Source organism: Bacillus cereus group sp. BfR-BA-01356, from assembly GCF_022663635.1.
Taxonomy (GTDB): Bacteria; Bacillota; Bacilli; order Bacillales; family Bacillaceae_G; genus Bacillus_A; species Bacillus_A cereus.
The window spans coordinates 17254-34171 of record NZ_JAKUFX010000023.1 but is presented as its reverse complement, the minus strand read 5'-3'; the positions used below and the strand labels follow the sequence as shown (position 1 = coordinate 34171).

The window sequence follows — 16918 nt, the reverse complement described above, 5'->3', positions numbered from 1 at the left end:
TTTTTATTTTGGCATATTTTAATTCTGCTATTTTCATGAATATGTATAATTACATGAAATTTCAGTGAAAAAGAGAGTATACTTTCGTATTGTGTAATAAAGATAAAGCCCGCCTACGGAAATAGGCGGGCTTTTTTTACTTATAAAGAAAAGACAACCTTTAAGGTGTCTTCCTTCGATTTGAAACATTTTACTAGGTTAAGTTTTTGTGATAATAAACTCTTTTAATTGGAATGAACCTACGCAGTACATCACTTTATTCTTAAGCATCATTCTCAACAAAAGTGAAGATTTTCATTATCTTTTTAACTACAAAGGGTAATAATTTAGAAGCTAAAAATGCAAGTACGAAAGCAATTCCCCATGTTTTCATCCATGATTTGAGAAATAAAGCTGTATATCCAACATTCATTGAAACCATGACGAAAGAGATAATGCTAGATATGCCTAAAATCATAAAGATATTAAAAATTAATGGTTCAAATTTTTTATTGATTTTCAACATTAACACCTATTTTCTATATATGCTTTGCTGCCCGATTTCACCAACATCTAATCTTACAGTTTGAAATCTAGGTTGTCCAGTTTGTTTTACTTTGGTGCAATAGCAATATTGTTTGGAATAAAGTTTCACTTTATTATTTAAGAGCGAATAAATGAAAAATAAAATATCTAATAATATAGATAGAAATCCGCTTTTATACCTTTCAATAAAAGAATAATAGCATTATATATTATAAGGAATACTTGTCCTTAATTGTAAATGAAAGGGGGGAATTGGTATGAGTTATGGCTATGGTCACCCTCCAAAAAAATGCTTTGAACATCATAATGAAACTTTATCAACGGGTGTATTACGTAGACATTCCGCTACGTTATTTCTTACTGTTGAAGCTATGAATGTTGATCCAGATGATACTCGTAGAGTAACAGTTGAAATGTTTGATTGGTCATCAGGTTCTCCGGTATTATTACCATTAATAGACCCTTCAACACAAACATTGCCACCTAATCGATATGTTACTTTTCGTTCAGCAGCTCTTCCTCCAGCACTTTTTGCTTATGAAGTAAGAATCATTCGTCCGAAAGATAGAGATGTTGTTACGAATGTTTTTGGTCTTAGTGCAATCGTATTTAACCCACAAGAAGGAAATAATGTTTTACAACATGATTTAGCAAAATTAGACCTTAAATAGATTTTATAAAGGTCTATTTATTGAGCATGATTAAAAAAAGAGTAGGATGTAATCCTACTTTTTTTTAACGTTAATTAGAATTTTAAAAGAAATCCTTCATTATTTTAGCATCTTTAATATTCACTATCACACCTTCTACCTTATCTTTCTTCTCATCTTTAGCAATCGAAATTTGCTCCTTATTATCAGCCCACACAAGAAATTCTTCTTTTGAGTCATCTTTATATGTAACAGTAATAGTAGAATGTGCAGATTCTCTCTTTTTTTGATCTAGTGTGATTTGTTTAGGAGTGCCTTTTTGGACTGCTGAAACGATAGATTGTATCATTTTTTCGTTGTCTGTTTGAGATTTGGAAGTAGTATGATTTGTTGTTTTCAGTATTTCAATGTCTGTAATATTAGCAGAATTTAATTGAAAGGTATTTTGTTTATGTTCTTGCTTAACTTGTGAAGCTTTATCTGTAGCCGAGGTGCTTGTACAACCTATTAAATTGAAAGATAGAGCGGTTAGAGCGCATATAGATATGATTTTTTTCATAGTATCCCTCCTCAAGTTTAATTATAACAATTTTCTGTTAATTTAGGTAGTTATTGTAAGGAGAAGATGTTTTAAAGTGGTAAATGATGATGTTCATTCTCTATTAAAATCAAAATTCACATAACTTTTTTCATATTTTATGTTTAACATTTCGAAAATGGGTGTACTACATATAATATAACAAATAATTCATTTTAAAGGAGGAAGTTAAAGATGGAAACGAAGTATAGTAAACCTTTTGTATATGAATTTATTACGGAGAAAGAGGTCATGAATGCGGCGAATGATCTCGTGAAAAAAGGAATAGCCCAAAAAGATATTTACGTATTAACGCATGAGAAAGATAGGACAGATAGAATTGCGGACAATGCAGACGTGAATACAATTGGGATAAAAGAGGAGGGACTTGGGACAAGCATTATTAACGTCTTTCAAAAAACAGGAGATCAGTTAAGAAATAAAATGCAAGAGTTAGGGCTTAATGAGGAAGAAGCGAACTTTTATGAAGAAAAACTGGATGAAGGGAAAATCTTGTTATTCGTTAAGGATTTAGAAAGAGTCGGTGAATGGTTACAAGAAAGAAGATGCATGTATTCTATTTAAATTTGTATCCTTTAAATCTATAAATCTATTACGAAAAGGAGATTGTAAATATGAGTGAGAACGGACTAAAAGAACAAGTTAAAGGTAAAGTTGAAAAGAAAAAAGGACAAGTAAAAGAAGGAATTGGTGAAGTTACAGAAGATAGAGAGTTGAAAAATGAAGGTAAGTGGGAAAAAACGAAGGGAATGATAAAAGAAAAAGTCGGAAAAGTGAAACAAAAGATAAGTGATGAATTGGATAATAAAGAATAATATATGTTCATCAAGCTTTAGTTACATACTAAAGCTTGATGAATTCAATATAAAACGAATATAGGAGGTTTAATTGTGGGACTTATTATTACGTGTATTGTAGGTGGACTTATTGGTGCGTTAGCTGGAATGATTACAGGAAAAGACTTTCCGTTAGGTATAGTTGGAAACGTGATTGCCGGATTAATCGGATCTTGGGTAGGTAGTGCGTTATTTGGTCATTGGGGTCCTGAATGGGGAGGCATTTTTGTTCTTCCAGCGTTATTAGGTGCAATCGTCTTTATTTTAATCGTTACATTCTTCTCTAGAATGCTGCGGAAAGCGTAAGTATGATAATAAATAGTAATCTTAAGTTTATTATATATAGTTATAAAGTTAATGAACTGATAAAAATACATAAAAAAGCATCCAATTAAACTAATTTGGATGCTTTTTTATGTATTTTACATAGGAATGAGTGGAGGATGAAGAACCCCCCACTTATTAACATTACACTTTCTATTATGTATTAAGCCATCGTTACCTTTTTACAATTATTTATTCTTACGACTTGCCTTGGTTCTATATGAGATAAGTCCTCGCTATTACTTATATCAACTACAATTGTATTCGTTAGTATATTAATAATGGAACCAACTAATTTTGTAGCATGATCGTGTCGATAAGAAAATTGAACAAAATCTCCCTTTTTAAAGTTGTGCTCTTCCATAGATAGATCCCCCTAAAAATAATGTTTATACATTATACATACACAAATTTATAAGTTTTAAACATTTGGTAGTATTTTTTACGTGTTAAGCCGAGAAAGGTGTAGAAAATTTATTTATAATGAAAATAAAAAAATATGTTTAAAACTAATTTTTATGGGTAATTAAATAGTAAAAGTTCGAGATAAGGGGGCGGAAATGATGAATTTAGGAATAAATATTTTGCAAAATGATGTAGGTTATACGGTACAACTTAATGGTGAAATTGATGCGTATACGGCATCAGATTTAAAAAATAAGATTATGCCTATTGCAAGCGAAAAAGAGGTTCAGATTGTAGTAGATTTTCATAACGTAGATTATATGGATAGTACTGGTTTAGGTGTTTTTATAGCTCTATTAAAAGCGGTTAAGAAAAATGATGGAAAACTAGAGTTTATCGGTGTATCTAAAAGATTAAAAAGATTATTCGATATTACAGGATTAACGGAAATATTAAATTTGAATTCTGATTTTGAAAAAGTAGAAAGAAGGTGACTAGGGATGATGGAGAGATTTGAAAAGATAGAAATGAAAATTCCTGCAAAGGCAGAATATGTGGCTATTATTCGTTTAACAATGGCTGGTGTTGCAAATCGAATGGGCTTTGCTTATGACGATATAGAAGATATGAAAATTGCTATTAGTGAAGCATGTACAAATATTGTACAACATGCATACAAAGAAGACGTTGGAGAAATTGCAATTGTCTTTGGACTATATGAAGATCGATTAGAAATTATGGTTGCGGATAATGGGGTTAGCTTTGATTTTAATAACTTAAGAAGTAAGGTTGGCCCGTATGATATTAGTAAACCAGTAGAACATTTGCCGGAAAATGGTTTAGGTTTATATTTAATCAATACGTTAATGGATGATATACAAATCATGCATGATGAGGGCATGACAGTTTTAATGACAAAATATATACAAAGAGAGCAGGTGGAGAATGATGGAAATCCAATCTCAACCTACAACTCTTACTAAAGAAGACGTTATTAAACTAATTGCAGAATTTCAACAAAACCAATGTGATGAAGCGCAAGAAAGGTTAGTTGAGCATTATAAAAATCTCGTATATTCCATTGCATATCGCTATTCAAAAGGCGGGCCGATGCATGAGGATATTATACAAGTAGGCATGTTAGGGCTCTTAGGCGCAATAAGAAGGTATGATTATTCGATAGGGAATGCTTTTGAGCCTTTTGCAATACCTACGATAGTAGGGGAAATAAAGAAGTATTTACGTGATAAAACTTGGGGTATTCACGTTCCAAGGCGAATTAAAGATTTGGGCGGGAAAATTAAACTTGCGATAGAGGAACTAACAGATCATTTGCAGCGTTCACCGAAGATTATAGAGATTGCGGATCATTTAGGACTATCCGAAGAGGAAGTGCTAGAAATTATGGATGCGAAAAATAATTATCGAGTATCTTCCTTAGATGATGTAGTTGAAAATGCATCTGATGGCAGTTCGGTAGCGAGAATTGAATCTGTAGGTGAAGTAGAGCAAGGATATGAAGAGACAGAAAGGCGTCTCGTTTTAAAGGATATTTTTAACGTATTAAATGATACGGAAAAGAGTGTTATTCATTATATATTTGGAGAAAATTTAAATCAAAAAGATACAGGGGAACGGTTAGGTATTTCACAAATGCACGTTTCTCGTATTAAAAGACAAGCGATAAGTAAGTTGAAACAAGCCGCATTTTTAGATACATAAAAAATTTAAAATAATGATGTTTAAAACATGAGAAAAGGGGTACTTATTAAGTATAGGAGGAGATATGAAATGTCACACGATGTGAAAGAACTAATCGAAGGTTTGAATGAAGATTTAGCAGGAGAATACTCAGCAATTATTATGTATAACCATAATGCAGCTACAGTTTCTGGTATATATAGACAAGTGTTAAAACCTTTCTTTGAATCTGAAATTAGTGATGAACAAGGACATGCCCTATATTTAGCGGAGAAAATTAAGACGCTAGGTGGTACACCTACTACAATCCCTTTACGAGTGAAACAAGCAGAAGATGTTAGAGAAATGTTAGAATACGCTAGACAATCAGAATATGAAACAATTAAGCGTTATGAAAAGCGAAAAGAACAAGCAGCGAAATTAAATATGACAGAGTTAGTTGTAAAGTTAGAAGATATGATCGCAGATGAAACAAATCATATGGAAGAGTTGGATCGTCTTTTAAGTGATAAAGCAATGGTGTTAAATTAAAAGTGGAAACTTATAGAGTGAAAGAACAAACTCTCATTTCTGGGGGTTTGTTCTTTTGCTATATAAAAAATATGTTTGAGTAGGAAATTTTCATTTTGTAACTGAGTATGTAATACTAGAAAAATAGAAAATGATAATCGATTTACATTTTATATAAGAAAAGGGGAAATCACTTGTGTCCATTTTAATTGTAGATGATAATCCGGTTAACATCTTTGTAATTAAGAAGATTTTAAAACAAGCCGGATATCAGGATCTTGTATCACTTAATTCTGCACAAGAGCTTTTCGAATACATCCATTTTGGAAAAGATTCTTCCAGGCATAATGAAATTGATTTAATACTATTAGATATTATGATGCCTGAAATTGATGGACTTGAAGTTTGTAGGCGATTACAAAAAGAGGAGAAGTTTAAAGATATTCCTATTATTTTTGTTACAGCTTTAGAAGATGCAAATAAATTAGCTGAAGCTCTTGATATGGGGGCAATGGATTATATTACGAAACCTATAAATAAAGTTGAATTGTTAGCGCGTATGCGTGTGGCATTACGCTTGAAATCAGAATTAAATTGGCATAAAGAACAGGAAGAAAACCTTCGGAATGAACTAGATTTAGCTACACAAGTACAAAGAAACTTATTAAGTAGCCCATTAAGAGAAGAGCATATAAAAATTGAAGCAAGTTACTTACCTTCATTTAAATTAGCTGGAGATATGTATTATTGGTATAAAATCGATGAAAACCGCTACGGTATTATATTATTAGACGTGATGGGACATGGTATATCTGCTTCATTAGTTTGTATGTTTATTTCGTCTGTATTACGTGAAACAATTAAATGTTTAATTGATCCAGAACTCGTTATTAAAGAATTAAATAAATATATGACCCTTTTACATAATGAAAATGATAATATTCCCTATTATTTTACGGCCATATACTTAGTTGTTAATACAGAAGATAGAACGATTGAATATGTAAATGCAGGGCATCCTTCTGGATATGTTTTAGTTGATGAAACAAATGTAGTTGAACTAGATCGCGGGAGTTGTGCGGTAGGATTTTTTGATGAAATAAAAGTTGAAAAGACAGTTATACCTTTTGAGAAAAATGCTCAAATCGTATTATTTACAGATGGTGTTCTTGAAGCAATTGCAAATGATGAATTTGAGGCTGAAGAGAAATTACGTACTTTTACAGAAAGAAAATGGGGAGATTTAGAAGGCGAGATAGAAGGGTTTTACAAGGAAGAACAAAAGAAAGCGCAATCAGATGATATGTGTCTCATTATGATACAAACGAATGCGAAATAAAAAGCGTATGAAATCCAAACAGAGGATTTCATACGCTTTTTATTGTATTTTTTGATAAATTTGTTCGCTAGGATTAAATTGAGTATAATGCGGCATTATATTTGAAAAACGAAGAGTTTCTTTATTCCCTAAACATAGAAAACCATTGTGACCTAAGCTTTCATAAAATAGTTGCTGCACTTGATTTTGAAGTTTACTTGTAAAGTAAATTAAAACGTTACGACAAAGTATAATATGAAATTCGTTAAAAGATTGATCGGTTACTAAATTATGCTGTGCAAAAATAATGTTTTGTAAAAGTGATGGATTAAAATAAGCAAAACGATTATCTGTTGAATAATAGTTAGAAAACGCTTGTGTACCGCCAGCTTGTAAATAGTTTTTCGTATAAGTTTGCATTTTATTTAACGGGAGGATACCTTGTTTTGCTTTTTCTAACACATTTGTATTCATATCTGTTGCGTAAATAACCGACTTTTCACTTAATCCTTCTTCGTGAAGTAAGATGGACATTGATAATACTTCTTCACCAGTTGCGCATCCAGCATGCCAAATTCTAATTTCGGGATGCTTTTTTAATTCAGGAATAACATGCTCTCTAAGCGCTTTAAAAAAGGCAGGGTTACGGAACATCTCAGTTACATTAATTGAGAAATCATTTAATAACTGTTCTAAAACCCCTTCCTCGTGAATTACTTTTTCAATTAATTTTGAAATGGTTGGGATATTAGAGAGCTGCATTCGATTACAAATCCTTCTATAAATAGATGTGCGAGCATATTGGCGAAAATCAAATCCTGATAGTTTAAATACCGCTTCCAATAGTAATTCAATTTCTAAGTTCGTGCGCTCATCCGTATCTACTGATGGATCAAAATTATAATACTTATTTTTCACTCCAACTAAACCTCACTTATTTTATTAACCATACACTCATTACCGAATAGAGTTGATGTAGATTTAATGGTTTACTTATATAATCTGAAGCGCCAGCAGATAAACATTTTTCCTTATCATTTGGCATTGCTTTAGCAGTTAATGCGATAATAGGTATTTCATTTAACCCTAAGTTCATTCGGATATTTTCCATCGTTTCATAACCGTCCATATTAGGCATCATAATATCCATTAAAATAAGGTCAATATTTGTATTGCTTTGTAGTATTTCTAAACACTCTATGCCGTTTTGGGCAGTAATAATGTTGGCATTTTGTTTTTTTAATGCGTTTTGTAACGCAAATATATTTCGATGATCATCATCGACAATTAAAATTGTTTTCTCTTGGAAGACGTTATTTGTTTCTGGAGTAACGATAGTTTCTTCAACAACTTCAGCAGGAATAACATCTTCTATCGTTGCTGCGACTTCTAAATTGGATAACTGTATATCATGTAATCCATTTGGAAGGTTAGGAATATATACCGTGAAAGTACTACCTTCTCCTACATTACTCTCTAACGTAATCCAACCACCTAATAATCTCGCAAACTCTTTACAAATAGATAAACCTAATCCTGTACCACCATACTTTCGAATCGTTGCTCCATCTGCCTGTTGAAAGGCTTCGAAAATAAGTTGATGCTGTTCTTTAGCGATACCAATACCAGTATCTTTTACTGAAATTGTAATCCAATCTTTACTTATAGACTGCATATCATGACTCAAATTGGTTGTTTCTATCGAATCAAAATGTAAAGAAACGGATCCTTTTTCTGTGAATTTAAATGCATTGGATAATAAGTTTTTAATAATTTGCTCAATCCGTTTTGCATCTGTATAAAACAGATCAGGAATCGTATCACTGTCCTCAATAGTAAATTCGACATTTTTTTGTGCAGCTATATGTAAAAAGTTTTGATGCATATTGGCTGCCATGTCACTTATGTTCGTTGCCTCAAAAATGATGTCTAGTTTGCCTGCTTCTACTTTAGATAAATCTAGTATGTCATTAATTAAAGTAAGTAAGTCTTTCCCTGATGAATGAATGACAGTTGCTAATTCAATTTCATCGTCGGATAAATTGTTATCATGATTTTCTCTTAACATTTCAGATAATAGTAAAATACTATTTAACGGTGTGCGTAATTCATGTGACATATTTGCTAGGAACTCAGATTTGTATTTTGAGCTGCGTAACAACTCGCTTGCTTTTTCTTCTAATTCTGATTTGGTAATTTGTAAGTCAGCTGTCTTCTGCTCAGCCTCTTCAGTTCTAGACTCTAATTGTTCATTCGTTGTTCGTAATTCTTCTGCTTGCATTTGTAGTTCTTCCGCTTGCGTTTGCAATTCTTCTGATTGAAATTGTAACTCTTCTGTCATTGCTTGTGATTCATGTAAAAGAGTTTGAATTCGCATACGTCCCATAATGCTATGGATTGTTAAACCTAGATTATCAACGGTTTGTTGAATTAAATCTTGATGTAAATCTGAAATCTCAGTTACACTTACTAACTCCATTACTGCGATCACTTCATCCTCAAATAAGATAGGGATGACTAGTAAATTTTTAGGACGTATTTCTAATACTCCGCTAGTGACATAACGAAACTCTTCGGGTATATCCCTGAGAATAAAACTTTTCTTTTCTAAGGCAGACTGTCCAATGAAACCTTCACCCATTTGAATGGATTGTTTCCCAATATCAGCACCTTGATCGGCGAAAGAAGCTTTTTTCACATAGTAGACAGTTTCTTCATATTCTTCACGTACATAAAATGCACCGCAAGAAGTTTGCGTTTTTTGTATAATTCCACTAAGAATTTTTTTACCTAACATCTCAATAGAAGATACACCTTGATACATTAAAATTAATTCTGCAAGCTCCGTTTGTAACCACTCTCTTTTCGATATTTCGTCTAGTAGGTGATTCGTTGTATGAGCAAGATCTTTTATTTCATCACGTGTGTTTACATGAATTCTTTCCGTGATTTTTTCTTTAGAAGAAATGGATTTAATAACTTGAATTACATTTTTAATCGTTTTTGTAATGGAATTCGAAATATAGAGTGAAATGATAATAGAAATACAAGAAAGTAAGAACAATAAACTGTATAACCAAATCTCTAATTTATTATTTTCAGTATCTAATTGTGCTGCTCTTTTTTTCGTTAATTGCTCCTCAGTGCTACGGAAGTTAGTTACCTGTGACTGTAATGACTGAATTTGAGTCGTGTCGATTGTTTGTACATTATTACTATTATTATTTGCAATGAGTGGGTGAATCTCTTTATTTATCCAACTAATAATATTTTCGTTAATCTGTTTTAATTTTTCTTGCTGAGATGGGTTATCCTCTAATAATGAGAAAAGATCTTGATAATGCTTTTCGTAATCCTTTTCCGCAGAATTAAGAGATTGTACGTAATTTGGATTATTAGAAATGATAAACCCTTTCGCTTTATTTTCAATTGTTAGTAAATCTTTCTCCACTTGATTTGTTAAATTGAGAACTTTAAAATCGTGATCAATAATAAAATTACGAGATTTTTGTAAATTAGAAATCTCATTGTTCAACATAATGAAAGAAACAAGTAAGAACAAAATGATAACTAAATAACCAGCCATAATTTTGTAGCGAATACTAAATTTTGCTTTCGAGTTCATTAAAAATTCCTACCTTCAAGGTTATTAAAACTTTTCTATTTTAAAGAATGAAAAACGTAATATATATTATATCAGTTTTCATAAGGCTAAACTAGAAATCCCCCTATTGTATTAGGGGGTTCTTTTTTAATAGAGGAAATCATTTTGAAATATAAAACTATATATGAAAAGTAACAATCGAGGGAATAGGGGATAACAAAACTTTTAAGAAGGGAAGAGTGTTCTTAAAGCTCTTTTTGCATCTATTCCTTCAAAAATAAATAATACAAAATCTCTCTTTTTTACAGTAAGGAAAAAGGATACTAGAGTGCTTAAGTTTTTAATAGAAGTAAGTGTTCCGTGTTTACTTATAAATACATTTGTTTGAAATGTTGTCATTAAAGCATAAAAATGATGAATTTGAGTTATTGTAGGTGTTTCATTATAAGAAATAGTAGTAGAGTGAATGGCGTTCATCGTAATATTCCTTTCCATATAGTAAGCATAACAATATAAACATACCCGTTTTAAAAAATGTTAAACATATAAATAAGAAAAAATATAATTATAGTTTTTTACGTTTAGAAAAGGTTAGGAAGGGTATACATATACTACAAAGAGATTGACTGAAGATGAATTGTAAGATGTCTATGTTTAGTAGATTAGTCTATCAAAATATACTTTTACTTTAAATAAAAAGGAGCCTGGTATACATGAATGAAATGATGATTAATATTACATTTGATTTAATTTACTTGTTAAGTAGTTCACTTGTAGTGCTTTTACTATTCGCTTTTTTCATAAATGGTTATGTTAATAAGAAAATTAGTGTATACAGAAATGAAGAAAAATAAAAATATATTATATAAAACTTTAGGAGGTTAATAGTTATGAATGTAGATAGAAAAATAGTAGGTGTTTTTAGAACAATTGATGATGCGGCACTCGTTATTAATGAATTAAATGATAAAGGATACTCAGCAGATAACATTTCAGCTATTGCAAAAGATCAGAAGGAAATTGAACACCTTGAAGAAAAATCGGGTGAAAAAGTAAATCATGAAACTGCACATAAAGCAGATATCTTTTCAGCAACAGGGCTTGTGGCAGGAGGAGTAGCAGGCGGACTCGGTGGTTTATTAACAGGTCTTGGTATACTTGCCGTTTCTGGAATGGGTCCAATCGTAGCAGCAGGACCGATCGCAGCAGCTATTGGAGGAGCCGGTATTGGCGGAGGAGCTGGAAGTTTAATAGGAGCATTTATAGGGTTAGGAATTCCAGAAGAACATGCTAAAAAGTATGAAGAATATATTTACGATGGCAATATATTAATTTTAGTAGATGCAAAATTAGATGATAAGTTAGAAATCTATAAAATATTTGATAAGCATAATGCCTATAACTCTGATTTCTTTAAATAAAATGTAAACAAAGTGAATATCATTTTTTGATCTTACAACTTTGGCGCGGCCGAGGAGTCGTATGACTATAAGAGAGGAAGGGCTTATAGTAAAAGATCAAGTTCTATTCTGTTATTTAAAAGGGAAGAGGTGCCTTTTCGTGATTGTAAAAATATTAAAGGATAGCAGTAATAGTTTCCTTTGTACAGTTCAAAATAAAAATGGAGACCAGTATGTGAAGAAATGGTTTCGTAAACATGAAAACAATGAAAAATTAGGACGACCAACTTTCAAAGAAGTAGAAAAGGACTGGAAAGAAAATAAAGAGTCGTTTATGTATCCTAATTTTAAAGCGCTTTATTAAAATGAAACATAATGCGCGTTTCATTCTTACAAAACTGTCACATTCCTGTAAGGTAATTCAATAGATTAGTTGTTTGTTCCGTGTCATAATAAAGACATAAGAAAGCTAATTAAAACTACAACTTATTAGGAGAGTGTCAGTCATGATTGTAACAACAACGTCTGGAATTCAAGGTAAAGAAATTATTGAGTATATCGATATTGTAAATGGTGAAGCTATTATGGGTGCAAATATTGTCCGCGATTTATTCGCTTCTGTTCGTGATGTTGTCGGTGGTCGTGCTGGTTCTTATGAAAGTAAGCTAAAAGAAGCTCGTGATATCGCAATGGACGAAATGAAAGAACTTGCAAAACAAAAAGGTGCGAACGCTATCGTTGGTGTTGACGTAGATTACGAAGTAGTTCGTGATGGAATGTTAATGGTTGCTGTAAGTGGTACAGCTGTACGTATATAAGTAAATAAAAAACAGGCTCACCCCTTGAAGTTTATGCTTTGAGGGGGTTTTTTATTTTTCTTTTGTTCATGACTAAAGTTAAAATAGAGAAGAGCCGACGTACTCGCTCGCTTATTTCAAATGTAGTATATTATTTCTTGAGAAAAAGCAAGTAAATGGAATTTTTTGTATTTGAAGAAGGTGTTAACTTTATGACAAATAATAAAATTGCTATTTGAGGTACGAAGAGAATTAGTGGTATGAATAATTTTAGAAAGTGTATAGTTAATAGAAATAAACGATGGAGTATGTAAAGAGTTATATTACATAAAATTTATTATGAATGGAGGCGGTTACACTATGTTTTGGTTAGGATGTTTTTTAGGATACATTGTAGGTTCTATTATTACATGTGCGCTACTTTACTTTGGATATAGATCCAATGAAAATAAAAAAGCGGATATGCAAAAGGTGGAGGAGAGGAAAATCAATCAAAAAGGTGTATAGTAGGCGAAAGGTAAGGTGATAGTGTTGATACAAAAATAAAGGACAGTACATATTGTATATGACTACTATGTACTGTTCCGCTTATTCTTTTTGGATTATGAGAGGTTGTTTCCTGTCTTGCTATAAATTTCATAGGCGAAAAACCCCAATAAATAGCCGATTCCAGATCCTAAACTCACTGCAAGAAGTGAATAATCTGGGAAAAACATGCCGAAAATTAAACCGATTATACAGCCAACAAGCATTCCCATAGGTATTAAACTGTCTAATAAAATTTGAGCGTTTTTTGATTTTTTCTTACCTAAGTTACCGTTGTTATATTTATGTTTAAGGCTACCAATCACATATACTACAATTCCTCCGGCTATTACAACAGGCGCAATTGCTTTGAGTAACCACATGTTAGAATCTCCTTTCGCTTTTTTAATTAAATTACATAAGCTACTTAAAATTCTATGCTACTAAATGGATTGATAGTTGAATGTACTCAATTTAATAATTCGTTAAAAAAACTTTCCCTTTCGTTTTCTCAGCGGACTGTACAACATCAACTGCCGCTTTCACATCCGCTAATTCATACGTAGAATGGACTTTCATAAAACGTAATTGCTCATTTTCTACTAAGCGAATTAAATGACGAAACGTGTCTTGCCATTTATAAGGTGACATTTCTTTATTCCAATGTCGTAAATGAAATATGTTCGCGTGCACTTTTGCTTTCGTGACAATCTCTGCCCAGTTTACTTGTATTCCTGACAGAAGTCCTATAGTTAAAAAGTGCCCATTGGGACGTAAGGAGAAAGCTAATTCATTTCCATCCGGTCCCCCGATAGAATCAATTGCAGCATCCGCGCCGAGCCCGTTCGTTAATGTCATAACGGTTTCATAAAGCGGGGCAGTCGAAGTATCAATTACATGATGAGCGCCAAGCTGAAGTAATTCGTCTGTATGTTTACTATTTCTTGTCACGGCAATGAGTTGGAAATTTAAAATTTGCGATAACTGCGCAAAAAGATGCCCGATAGCGGATCCACAAGCATTCACTAACAAAACATCATTCCGTTGTAAGTTTAGCGTTTCCGTACATGTAACCCAAGCCGTAAGGGGATTAATATACATTTGTGCCGCGGTAAAATCATCAATAGAATCGGGAATAGGGACTACAAAATCAGCTGATGTCTTCACATATTCTTGCCAAGTACCTTCCCCGCGTAACGGTAACACACGTTTACCGATAAGGTCTCTAGAAACAAAAGCTCCTACATCTTCTACAATACCAACACCTTCATAACCAGGTATGTTAGGTAAAGGGATTCTATGTGCGTACGCTCCGGTTATTGGAATTAAGTCAGATGGATTAATCGGTCTAACTAGCATACGAACGAAAACTTCATTATCTTTCAGTGGTTCTATATTTTTATATTCAACTTGTAATACGTCTTTTGGATTGCCAAACTTATGAAATTGAATGCATGTTCCAAGCAAAGTAATTTGCCCCCTTAGTTTCATTGGGTTTATTATAGCATTTTTAGTTTGGGTGGTTATTTTGTTAATGATAAATAGGGTTTGTACAATGGTAAGTAAAATAGATTTTAATTTACGTATTTATCAGAATTTTATAAAATGTGTATATAACTATGAAATGGAGGGGATTTCTTCATGTGTACTAGTTTGACGTTACAAACAAAAAATTTCCAGCATCTTTTTGGGAGAACAATGGATTTCACATTAGATATGAATCAAGAAGTAATAATCATTCCTCGGCGTTATCAGTGGAACAATATAACTGGTGAAACGATCCGAGCGAAAAAGGCTGTTGTCGGAATGGGAATTAATTTTGGAGGAAGGGTCATGATGGCGGACGGAGTAAATGAAACTGGTATGACATGTGCAACTCTCTATTTCCCAGGATTCGCTACTTATAGTAATCATATAGATAGCAATAAAACGAATGTAGCGCCATTTGATTTTGTGACTTGGAGCCTCACGCAGTTCAATTCTGTTGAAGAGGTAAGAAAATCTATTGATAACATTGCCTTTATAGATGTGCCATTACCAGTTTTAGGAATTACGCCACCGCTACATTGGATTTTAGCAGATAAATCGGGAGCGTGTATTGTACTTGAGCCGACAGCTGATGGAATAAAAGTGTATGACAATCCAATAGGAGTGATGACTAATAGTCCCGAGTTTAATTGGCATTTACAAAATTTAAGACAATATATTGGTCTTAAATCGCAGCCATTTGCGCCAACGGAGTGGGGAGATGTACCATTAAGTGCTTTTGGCCAAGGTTCAGGAACGATGGGGCTTCCTGGAGATTTCACCCCGCCATCAAGATTTGTACGGGCAGCATATGGCAAACAAAACATTCAAAGTATAGAGAACGAAGAAGAGGGGATATCGGCTATTTTTCATATTTTATCAAACTGTGAGGTTCCTAAGGGGGCAGTAATAACAGAAGACGGTATATTAGATAATACGATCTATACAAGTGCAATGTGTATGGAGTCTGGAACATATTATTACCATACTTACGATTGTAGACAAATTATAGCTATTCATTTATTCAATGAAGATTTAGATACAGCTGAGATTAAAACGTATCCGTTCCAGCGGAAGCAAAAAATCTTTTATGAAAACTGATAAAAACACCTCCATTTAATTTGCATACTTAGTATGCGAATTTAGGAGGTGTTTTTTATCATATACCACTATTCGTGTTCACTTCATTTTTTACTTTTCTATTAAGCCGAAGCTCTCTTCATTCTCTCAAGTAAACTAGACAACACATGCGTACGATAAGATTCTAGTTTTTTACCTTCATAAGTACGGATACCTAATTTTTTAAGTTCTTTTACATACCAACCTTTGCTTCCGAAATACATGTGATCGCTCCCCTTCAACTTTGTTTTTATTTATCCTGATTGCATATGGAGGTACAGGAATTATAATGAAGGAAATGAATTTCGCGCGAAAATGGTTAACTTTGTTGCAAAAGACATATATACTAAAGATAGTATACAACGAGGTGGACAAGACGTGATTATAGAGAAGCACGAAATTCAAATTGACCAAATTACTAGCGGTAAAGTGAATATCTTTACTTTCTATCGAAATAGAAAGCAAATTGATGATCATTTTTTACGATTGCAAGAACCATCGCTTACAGCAAACTACTTCTTCCATTTTCATTTTGATGCAGAGAGCTTGCATCTACTGCAGAAAGAGTTTCCGAGCGTATATCCGTACGACGGTAGTGAAACGATTCACGACTGGACGGAAAAGATGAAAGCTGAATTGCAACATCAGATCCAAACAGGTAAATGGAATAAACGCGTACGTATCGGTAATCGCATTCTAGATGTGGTGTTTACGTGGTGTGACGAAGATATAGTAGAGTGAAAAAGAAGCGGATGACGCTTCTTTTTTTTAGCGCTGGAATAAAACGAGCTTACCTGCAGTAGATGTACAGCGATGTGTTTTTTCATACAATCCTTTTTCTTGTAAGATAGATTCACCTTTTGCTTTTGCTTCTTTTTCAGTTGCCGCCTCGAATGATTCGTCTAATGCTTTTGAACCATCTTTTTCAAAGACTGTTAGAACGTATACTCCCATGAAAATTCCCTCCAATAATTAAAATCAGAATCTTATAATTATTTTGACATAAAATGCTACAATATGCAAAGAAATATATGACATTGCGTGGTAAAATAGAATGAAACTTTAATCATCGAGAATAT

General features: G+C 32.7%; 26 protein-coding genes. 16 read left to right on the top strand and 10 right to left on the bottom strand.

Translation table 11 applies throughout. The features are described 5' to 3' along the window. Nucleotides 1-262: 262 nt before the first annotated feature. Nucleotides 263-502, bottom strand: coding sequence for a DUF2798 domain-containing protein (locus MR168_RS10945; RefSeq protein ID WP_000700224.1), 240 nt, complete (start codon nucleotides 500-502; stop codon nucleotides 263-265). 280 nt (nucleotides 503-782) lie between these two features. Between MR168_RS10945 and MR168_RS10940 the strand changes: the two genes are divergently transcribed. Next, nucleotides 783-1196, top strand: a complete 414-nt coding sequence (locus MR168_RS10940; RefSeq protein WP_000120217.1) for a hypothetical protein — start codon at nucleotides 783-785, stop codon at nucleotides 1194-1196. Nucleotides 1197-1278: 82 nt separating this feature from the next. Here MR168_RS10940 and MR168_RS10935 read toward each other — a convergent pair whose 3' ends face one another. Next, nucleotides 1279-1734 carry a hypothetical protein gene (locus MR168_RS10935; protein WP_000720832.1) on the bottom strand — a complete coding sequence of 152 codons (456 nt, stop codon included), beginning with the start codon at nucleotides 1732-1734 and terminating at the stop codon, nucleotides 1279-1281. Nucleotides 1735-1947: 213 nt separating this feature from the next. Between MR168_RS10935 and MR168_RS10930 the strand changes: the two genes are divergently transcribed. The 3 genes from MR168_RS10930 to MR168_RS10920 all read left to right on the top strand — a co-directional run bounded on the left by MR168_RS10930 (nucleotide 1948) and on the right by MR168_RS10920 (nucleotide 2915). Beyond that, nucleotides 1948-2337, top strand: coding sequence for a YflT domain-containing protein (locus MR168_RS10930; protein ID WP_086412375.1), 390 nt, complete (start codon nucleotides 1948-1950; stop codon nucleotides 2335-2337). 50 nt (nucleotides 2338-2387) lie between these two features. Beyond that, nucleotides 2388-2588, top strand: a complete 201-nt coding sequence (locus MR168_RS10925) for a CsbD family protein (protein ID WP_086412376.1) — start codon at nucleotides 2388-2390, stop codon at nucleotides 2586-2588. 75 nt (nucleotides 2589-2663) lie between these two features. Continuing rightward, on the top strand, nucleotides 2664-2915 hold the full coding sequence (locus MR168_RS10920) for a GlsB/YeaQ/YmgE family stress response membrane protein (RefSeq protein ID WP_000522903.1): 252 nt from the start codon (nucleotides 2664-2666) through the stop codon (nucleotides 2913-2915). Nucleotides 2916-3096: 181 nt separating this feature from the next. On the opposite strand, the gene MR168_RS10915 is transcribed toward MR168_RS10920, so the two are convergent. Continuing rightward, nucleotides 3097-3297, bottom strand: coding sequence for a hypothetical protein (locus MR168_RS10915; protein ID WP_000391011.1), 201 nt, complete (start codon nucleotides 3295-3297; stop codon nucleotides 3097-3099). Nucleotides 3298-3493: 196 nt separating this feature from the next. Between MR168_RS10915 and rsbV the strand changes: the two genes are divergently transcribed. The 5 genes from rsbV (at nucleotide 3494) to MR168_RS10890 (ending at nucleotide 6888) form a co-directional block, all read left to right on the top strand. Next, nucleotides 3494-3832, top strand: a complete 339-nt coding sequence (rsbV, locus tag MR168_RS10910) for an anti sigma b factor antagonist RsbV (RefSeq protein WP_002023450.1) — start codon at nucleotides 3494-3496, stop codon at nucleotides 3830-3832. 6 nt (nucleotides 3833-3838) lie between these two features. Next, nucleotides 3839-4321, top strand: coding sequence for an anti-sigma B factor RsbW (gene rsbW, locus MR168_RS10905; protein WP_000970575.1), 483 nt, complete (start codon nucleotides 3839-3841; stop codon nucleotides 4319-4321). Then, nucleotides 4284-5060: an RNA polymerase sigma factor SigB gene (gene sigB, locus MR168_RS10900; protein ID WP_044792629.1), complete on the top strand. Its 777-nt coding sequence runs from the start codon at nucleotides 4284-4286 to the stop codon at nucleotides 5058-5060. Before rsbW ends, sigB begins: the two co-directional genes overlap by 38 nt. A 69-nt stretch (nucleotides 5061-5129) precedes the next feature. Beyond that, nucleotides 5130-5570 carry a ferritin-like domain-containing protein gene (locus MR168_RS10895; RefSeq protein WP_000017763.1) on the top strand — a complete coding sequence of 147 codons (441 nt, stop codon included), beginning with the start codon at nucleotides 5130-5132 and terminating at the stop codon, nucleotides 5568-5570. Between the two features lie 175 nt (nucleotides 5571-5745). Continuing rightward, complete coding sequence (locus MR168_RS10890; RefSeq protein WP_086412377.1) at nucleotides 5746-6888, top strand: fused response regulator/phosphatase; 1143 nt, start codon at nucleotides 5746-5748, stop codon at nucleotides 6886-6888. A 39-nt stretch (nucleotides 6889-6927) separates the two neighbouring features. Here the strand turns inward: MR168_RS10890 and MR168_RS10885 are convergent, their stop codons facing one another. The 3 genes from MR168_RS10885 to MR168_RS10875 all read right to left on the bottom strand — a co-directional run bounded on the left by MR168_RS10885 (nucleotide 6928) and on the right by MR168_RS10875 (nucleotide 10948). After that, complete coding sequence (locus tag MR168_RS10885; protein WP_086412378.1) at nucleotides 6928-7785, bottom strand: CheR family methyltransferase; 858 nt, start codon at nucleotides 7783-7785, stop codon at nucleotides 6928-6930. Nucleotides 7786-7801: 16 nt separating this feature from the next. Further along, nucleotides 7802-10492 carry an ATP-binding protein gene (locus tag MR168_RS10880; RefSeq protein ID WP_242291259.1) on the bottom strand — a complete coding sequence of 897 codons (2691 nt, stop codon included), beginning with the start codon at nucleotides 10490-10492 and terminating at the stop codon, nucleotides 7802-7804. Nucleotides 10493-10696: 204 nt separating this feature from the next. Then, entirely contained in the window at nucleotides 10697-10948 is a 252-nt protein-coding gene (locus tag MR168_RS10875) for a hypothetical protein (protein WP_140159399.1), read from the bottom strand. A gap of 236 nt (nucleotides 10949-11184) precedes the next feature. Between MR168_RS10875 and MR168_RS10870 the strand changes: the two genes are divergently transcribed. The 5 genes from MR168_RS10870 (at nucleotide 11185) to MR168_RS10850 (ending at nucleotide 13175) form a co-directional block, all read left to right on the top strand. Then, nucleotides 11185-11325 carry a hypothetical protein gene (locus MR168_RS10870; RefSeq protein ID WP_001004570.1) on the top strand — a complete coding sequence of 47 codons (141 nt, stop codon included), beginning with the start codon at nucleotides 11185-11187 and terminating at the stop codon, nucleotides 11323-11325. 36 nt (nucleotides 11326-11361) lie between these two features. After that, nucleotides 11362-11892 carry a general stress protein gene (locus MR168_RS10865; RefSeq protein ID WP_001100088.1) on the top strand — a complete coding sequence of 177 codons (531 nt, stop codon included), beginning with the start codon at nucleotides 11362-11364 and terminating at the stop codon, nucleotides 11890-11892. Between the two features lie 139 nt (nucleotides 11893-12031). Continuing rightward, the gene (locus tag MR168_RS10860) at nucleotides 12032-12235 is read left to right on the top strand and encodes a DUF4028 family protein (RefSeq protein ID WP_004403363.1); all 204 of its coding nucleotides are present in this window, start codon (nucleotides 12032-12034) and stop codon (nucleotides 12233-12235) included. Between the two features lie 142 nt (nucleotides 12236-12377). Further along, nucleotides 12378-12689: a YbjQ family protein gene (locus MR168_RS10855; RefSeq protein WP_000637511.1), complete on the top strand. Its 312-nt coding sequence runs from the start codon at nucleotides 12378-12380 to the stop codon at nucleotides 12687-12689. Nucleotides 12690-13028: 339 nt separating this feature from the next. Continuing rightward, the gene (locus MR168_RS10850) at nucleotides 13029-13175 is read left to right on the top strand and encodes a hypothetical protein (RefSeq protein ID WP_016122040.1); all 147 of its coding nucleotides are present in this window, start codon (nucleotides 13029-13031) and stop codon (nucleotides 13173-13175) included. Nucleotides 13176-13270: 95 nt separating this feature from the next. On the opposite strand, the gene MR168_RS10845 is transcribed toward MR168_RS10850, so the two are convergent. Both MR168_RS10845 and MR168_RS10840 read right to left on the bottom strand, forming a co-directional pair. Beyond that, nucleotides 13271-13576 (bottom strand): hypothetical protein, encoded by a 306-nt coding sequence (locus MR168_RS10845; RefSeq protein WP_086412380.1) that lies wholly within the window; start codon nucleotides 13574-13576, stop codon nucleotides 13271-13273. A 91-nt stretch (nucleotides 13577-13667) separates the two neighbouring features. After that, nucleotides 13668-14660 carry a zinc-dependent alcohol dehydrogenase family protein gene (locus MR168_RS10840; protein WP_086412381.1) on the bottom strand — a complete coding sequence of 331 codons (993 nt, stop codon included), beginning with the start codon at nucleotides 14658-14660 and terminating at the stop codon, nucleotides 13668-13670. Nucleotides 14661-14834: 174 nt separating this feature from the next. On the opposite strand from MR168_RS10840, the gene bsh reads away from it, so the two are divergent. Further along, nucleotides 14835-15821 carry a choloylglycine hydrolase gene (bsh, locus tag MR168_RS10835; protein WP_086412382.1) on the top strand — a complete coding sequence of 329 codons (987 nt, stop codon included), beginning with the start codon at nucleotides 14835-14837 and terminating at the stop codon, nucleotides 15819-15821. Nucleotides 15822-15922: 101 nt separating this feature from the next. On the opposite strand, the gene MR168_RS10830 is transcribed toward bsh, so the two are convergent. Beyond that, a complete protein-coding gene (locus MR168_RS10830; RefSeq protein WP_000273537.1) occupies nucleotides 15923-16063 on the bottom strand; it encodes a YflJ family protein in 141 nt (46 codons plus the stop codon). Between the two features lie 154 nt (nucleotides 16064-16217). Here MR168_RS10830 and MR168_RS10825 point away from each other — a divergent pair, with 154 nt between their 5' ends. After that, complete coding sequence (locus tag MR168_RS10825; protein WP_000582785.1) at nucleotides 16218-16580, top strand: hypothetical protein; 363 nt, start codon at nucleotides 16218-16220, stop codon at nucleotides 16578-16580. A gap of 27 nt (nucleotides 16581-16607) precedes the next feature. Here the strand turns inward: MR168_RS10825 and MR168_RS10820 are convergent, their stop codons facing one another. After that, nucleotides 16608-16793: a YhzD family protein gene (locus tag MR168_RS10820; protein WP_000539552.1), complete on the bottom strand. Its 186-nt coding sequence runs from the start codon at nucleotides 16791-16793 to the stop codon at nucleotides 16608-16610. Between the last annotated feature and the right edge of the window lie 125 nt (nucleotides 16794-16918).

Excerpts from the sequence above, each read along its gene's own strand:
- sigB (WP_044792629.1), top strand. The coding sequence starts at position 4,284 with ATGATGGAAATCCAATCTCAACCTACAACTCTTACTAAAGAAGACGTT.
- MR168_RS10850 (WP_016122040.1), top strand. The coding sequence starts at position 13,029 with ATGTTTTGGTTAGGATGTTTTTTAGGATACATTGTAGGTTCTATTATT.
- rsbV (WP_002023450.1), top strand. The coding sequence starts at position 3,494 with ATGATGAATTTAGGAATAAATATTTTGCAAAATGATGTAGGTTATACG.
- MR168_RS10925 (WP_086412376.1), top strand. The coding sequence starts at position 2,388 with ATGAGTGAGAACGGACTAAAAGAACAAGTTAAAGGTAAAGTTGAAAAG.
- rsbW (WP_000970575.1), top strand. The coding sequence starts at position 3,839 with ATGATGGAGAGATTTGAAAAGATAGAAATGAAAATTCCTGCAAAGGCA.
- MR168_RS10935 (WP_000720832.1), bottom strand. The coding sequence starts at position 1,734 with ATGAAAAAAATCATATCTATATGCGCTCTAACCGCTCTATCTTTCAAT.
- MR168_RS10865 (WP_001100088.1), top strand. The coding sequence starts at position 11,362 with ATGAATGTAGATAGAAAAATAGTAGGTGTTTTTAGAACAATTGATGAT.
- MR168_RS10880 (WP_242291259.1), bottom strand. The coding sequence starts at position 10,492 with ATGAACTCGAAAGCAAAATTTAGTATTCGCTACAAAATTATGGCTGGT.
- MR168_RS10830 (WP_000273537.1), bottom strand. The coding sequence starts at position 16,063 with ATGTATTTCGGAAGCAAAGGTTGGTATGTAAAAGAACTTAAAAAATTA.
- bsh (WP_086412382.1), top strand. The coding sequence starts at position 14,835 with ATGTGTACTAGTTTGACGTTACAAACAAAAAATTTCCAGCATCTTTTT.
- MR168_RS10870 (WP_001004570.1), top strand. The coding sequence starts at position 11,185 with ATGAATGAAATGATGATTAATATTACATTTGATTTAATTTACTTGTTA.
- MR168_RS10930 (WP_086412375.1), top strand. The coding sequence starts at position 1,948 with ATGGAAACGAAGTATAGTAAACCTTTTGTATATGAATTTATTACGGAG.
- MR168_RS10820 (WP_000539552.1), bottom strand. The coding sequence starts at position 16,793 with ATGGGAGTATACGTTCTAACAGTCTTTGAAAAAGATGGTTCAAAAGCA.
- MR168_RS10855 (WP_000637511.1), top strand. The coding sequence starts at position 12,378 with ATGATTGTAACAACAACGTCTGGAATTCAAGGTAAAGAAATTATTGAG.
- MR168_RS10845 (WP_086412380.1), bottom strand. The coding sequence starts at position 13,576 with ATGTGGTTACTCAAAGCAATTGCGCCTGTTGTAATAGCCGGAGGAATT.
- MR168_RS10940 (WP_000120217.1), top strand. The coding sequence starts at position 783 with ATGAGTTATGGCTATGGTCACCCTCCAAAAAAATGCTTTGAACATCAT.
- MR168_RS10915 (WP_000391011.1), bottom strand. The coding sequence starts at position 3,297 with ATGGAAGAGCACAACTTTAAAAAGGGAGATTTTGTTCAATTTTCTTAT.
- MR168_RS10875 (WP_140159399.1), bottom strand. The coding sequence starts at position 10,948 with ATGAACGCCATTCACTCTACTACTATTTCTTATAATGAAACACCTACA.
- MR168_RS10895 (WP_000017763.1), top strand. The coding sequence starts at position 5,130 with ATGTCACACGATGTGAAAGAACTAATCGAAGGTTTGAATGAAGATTTA.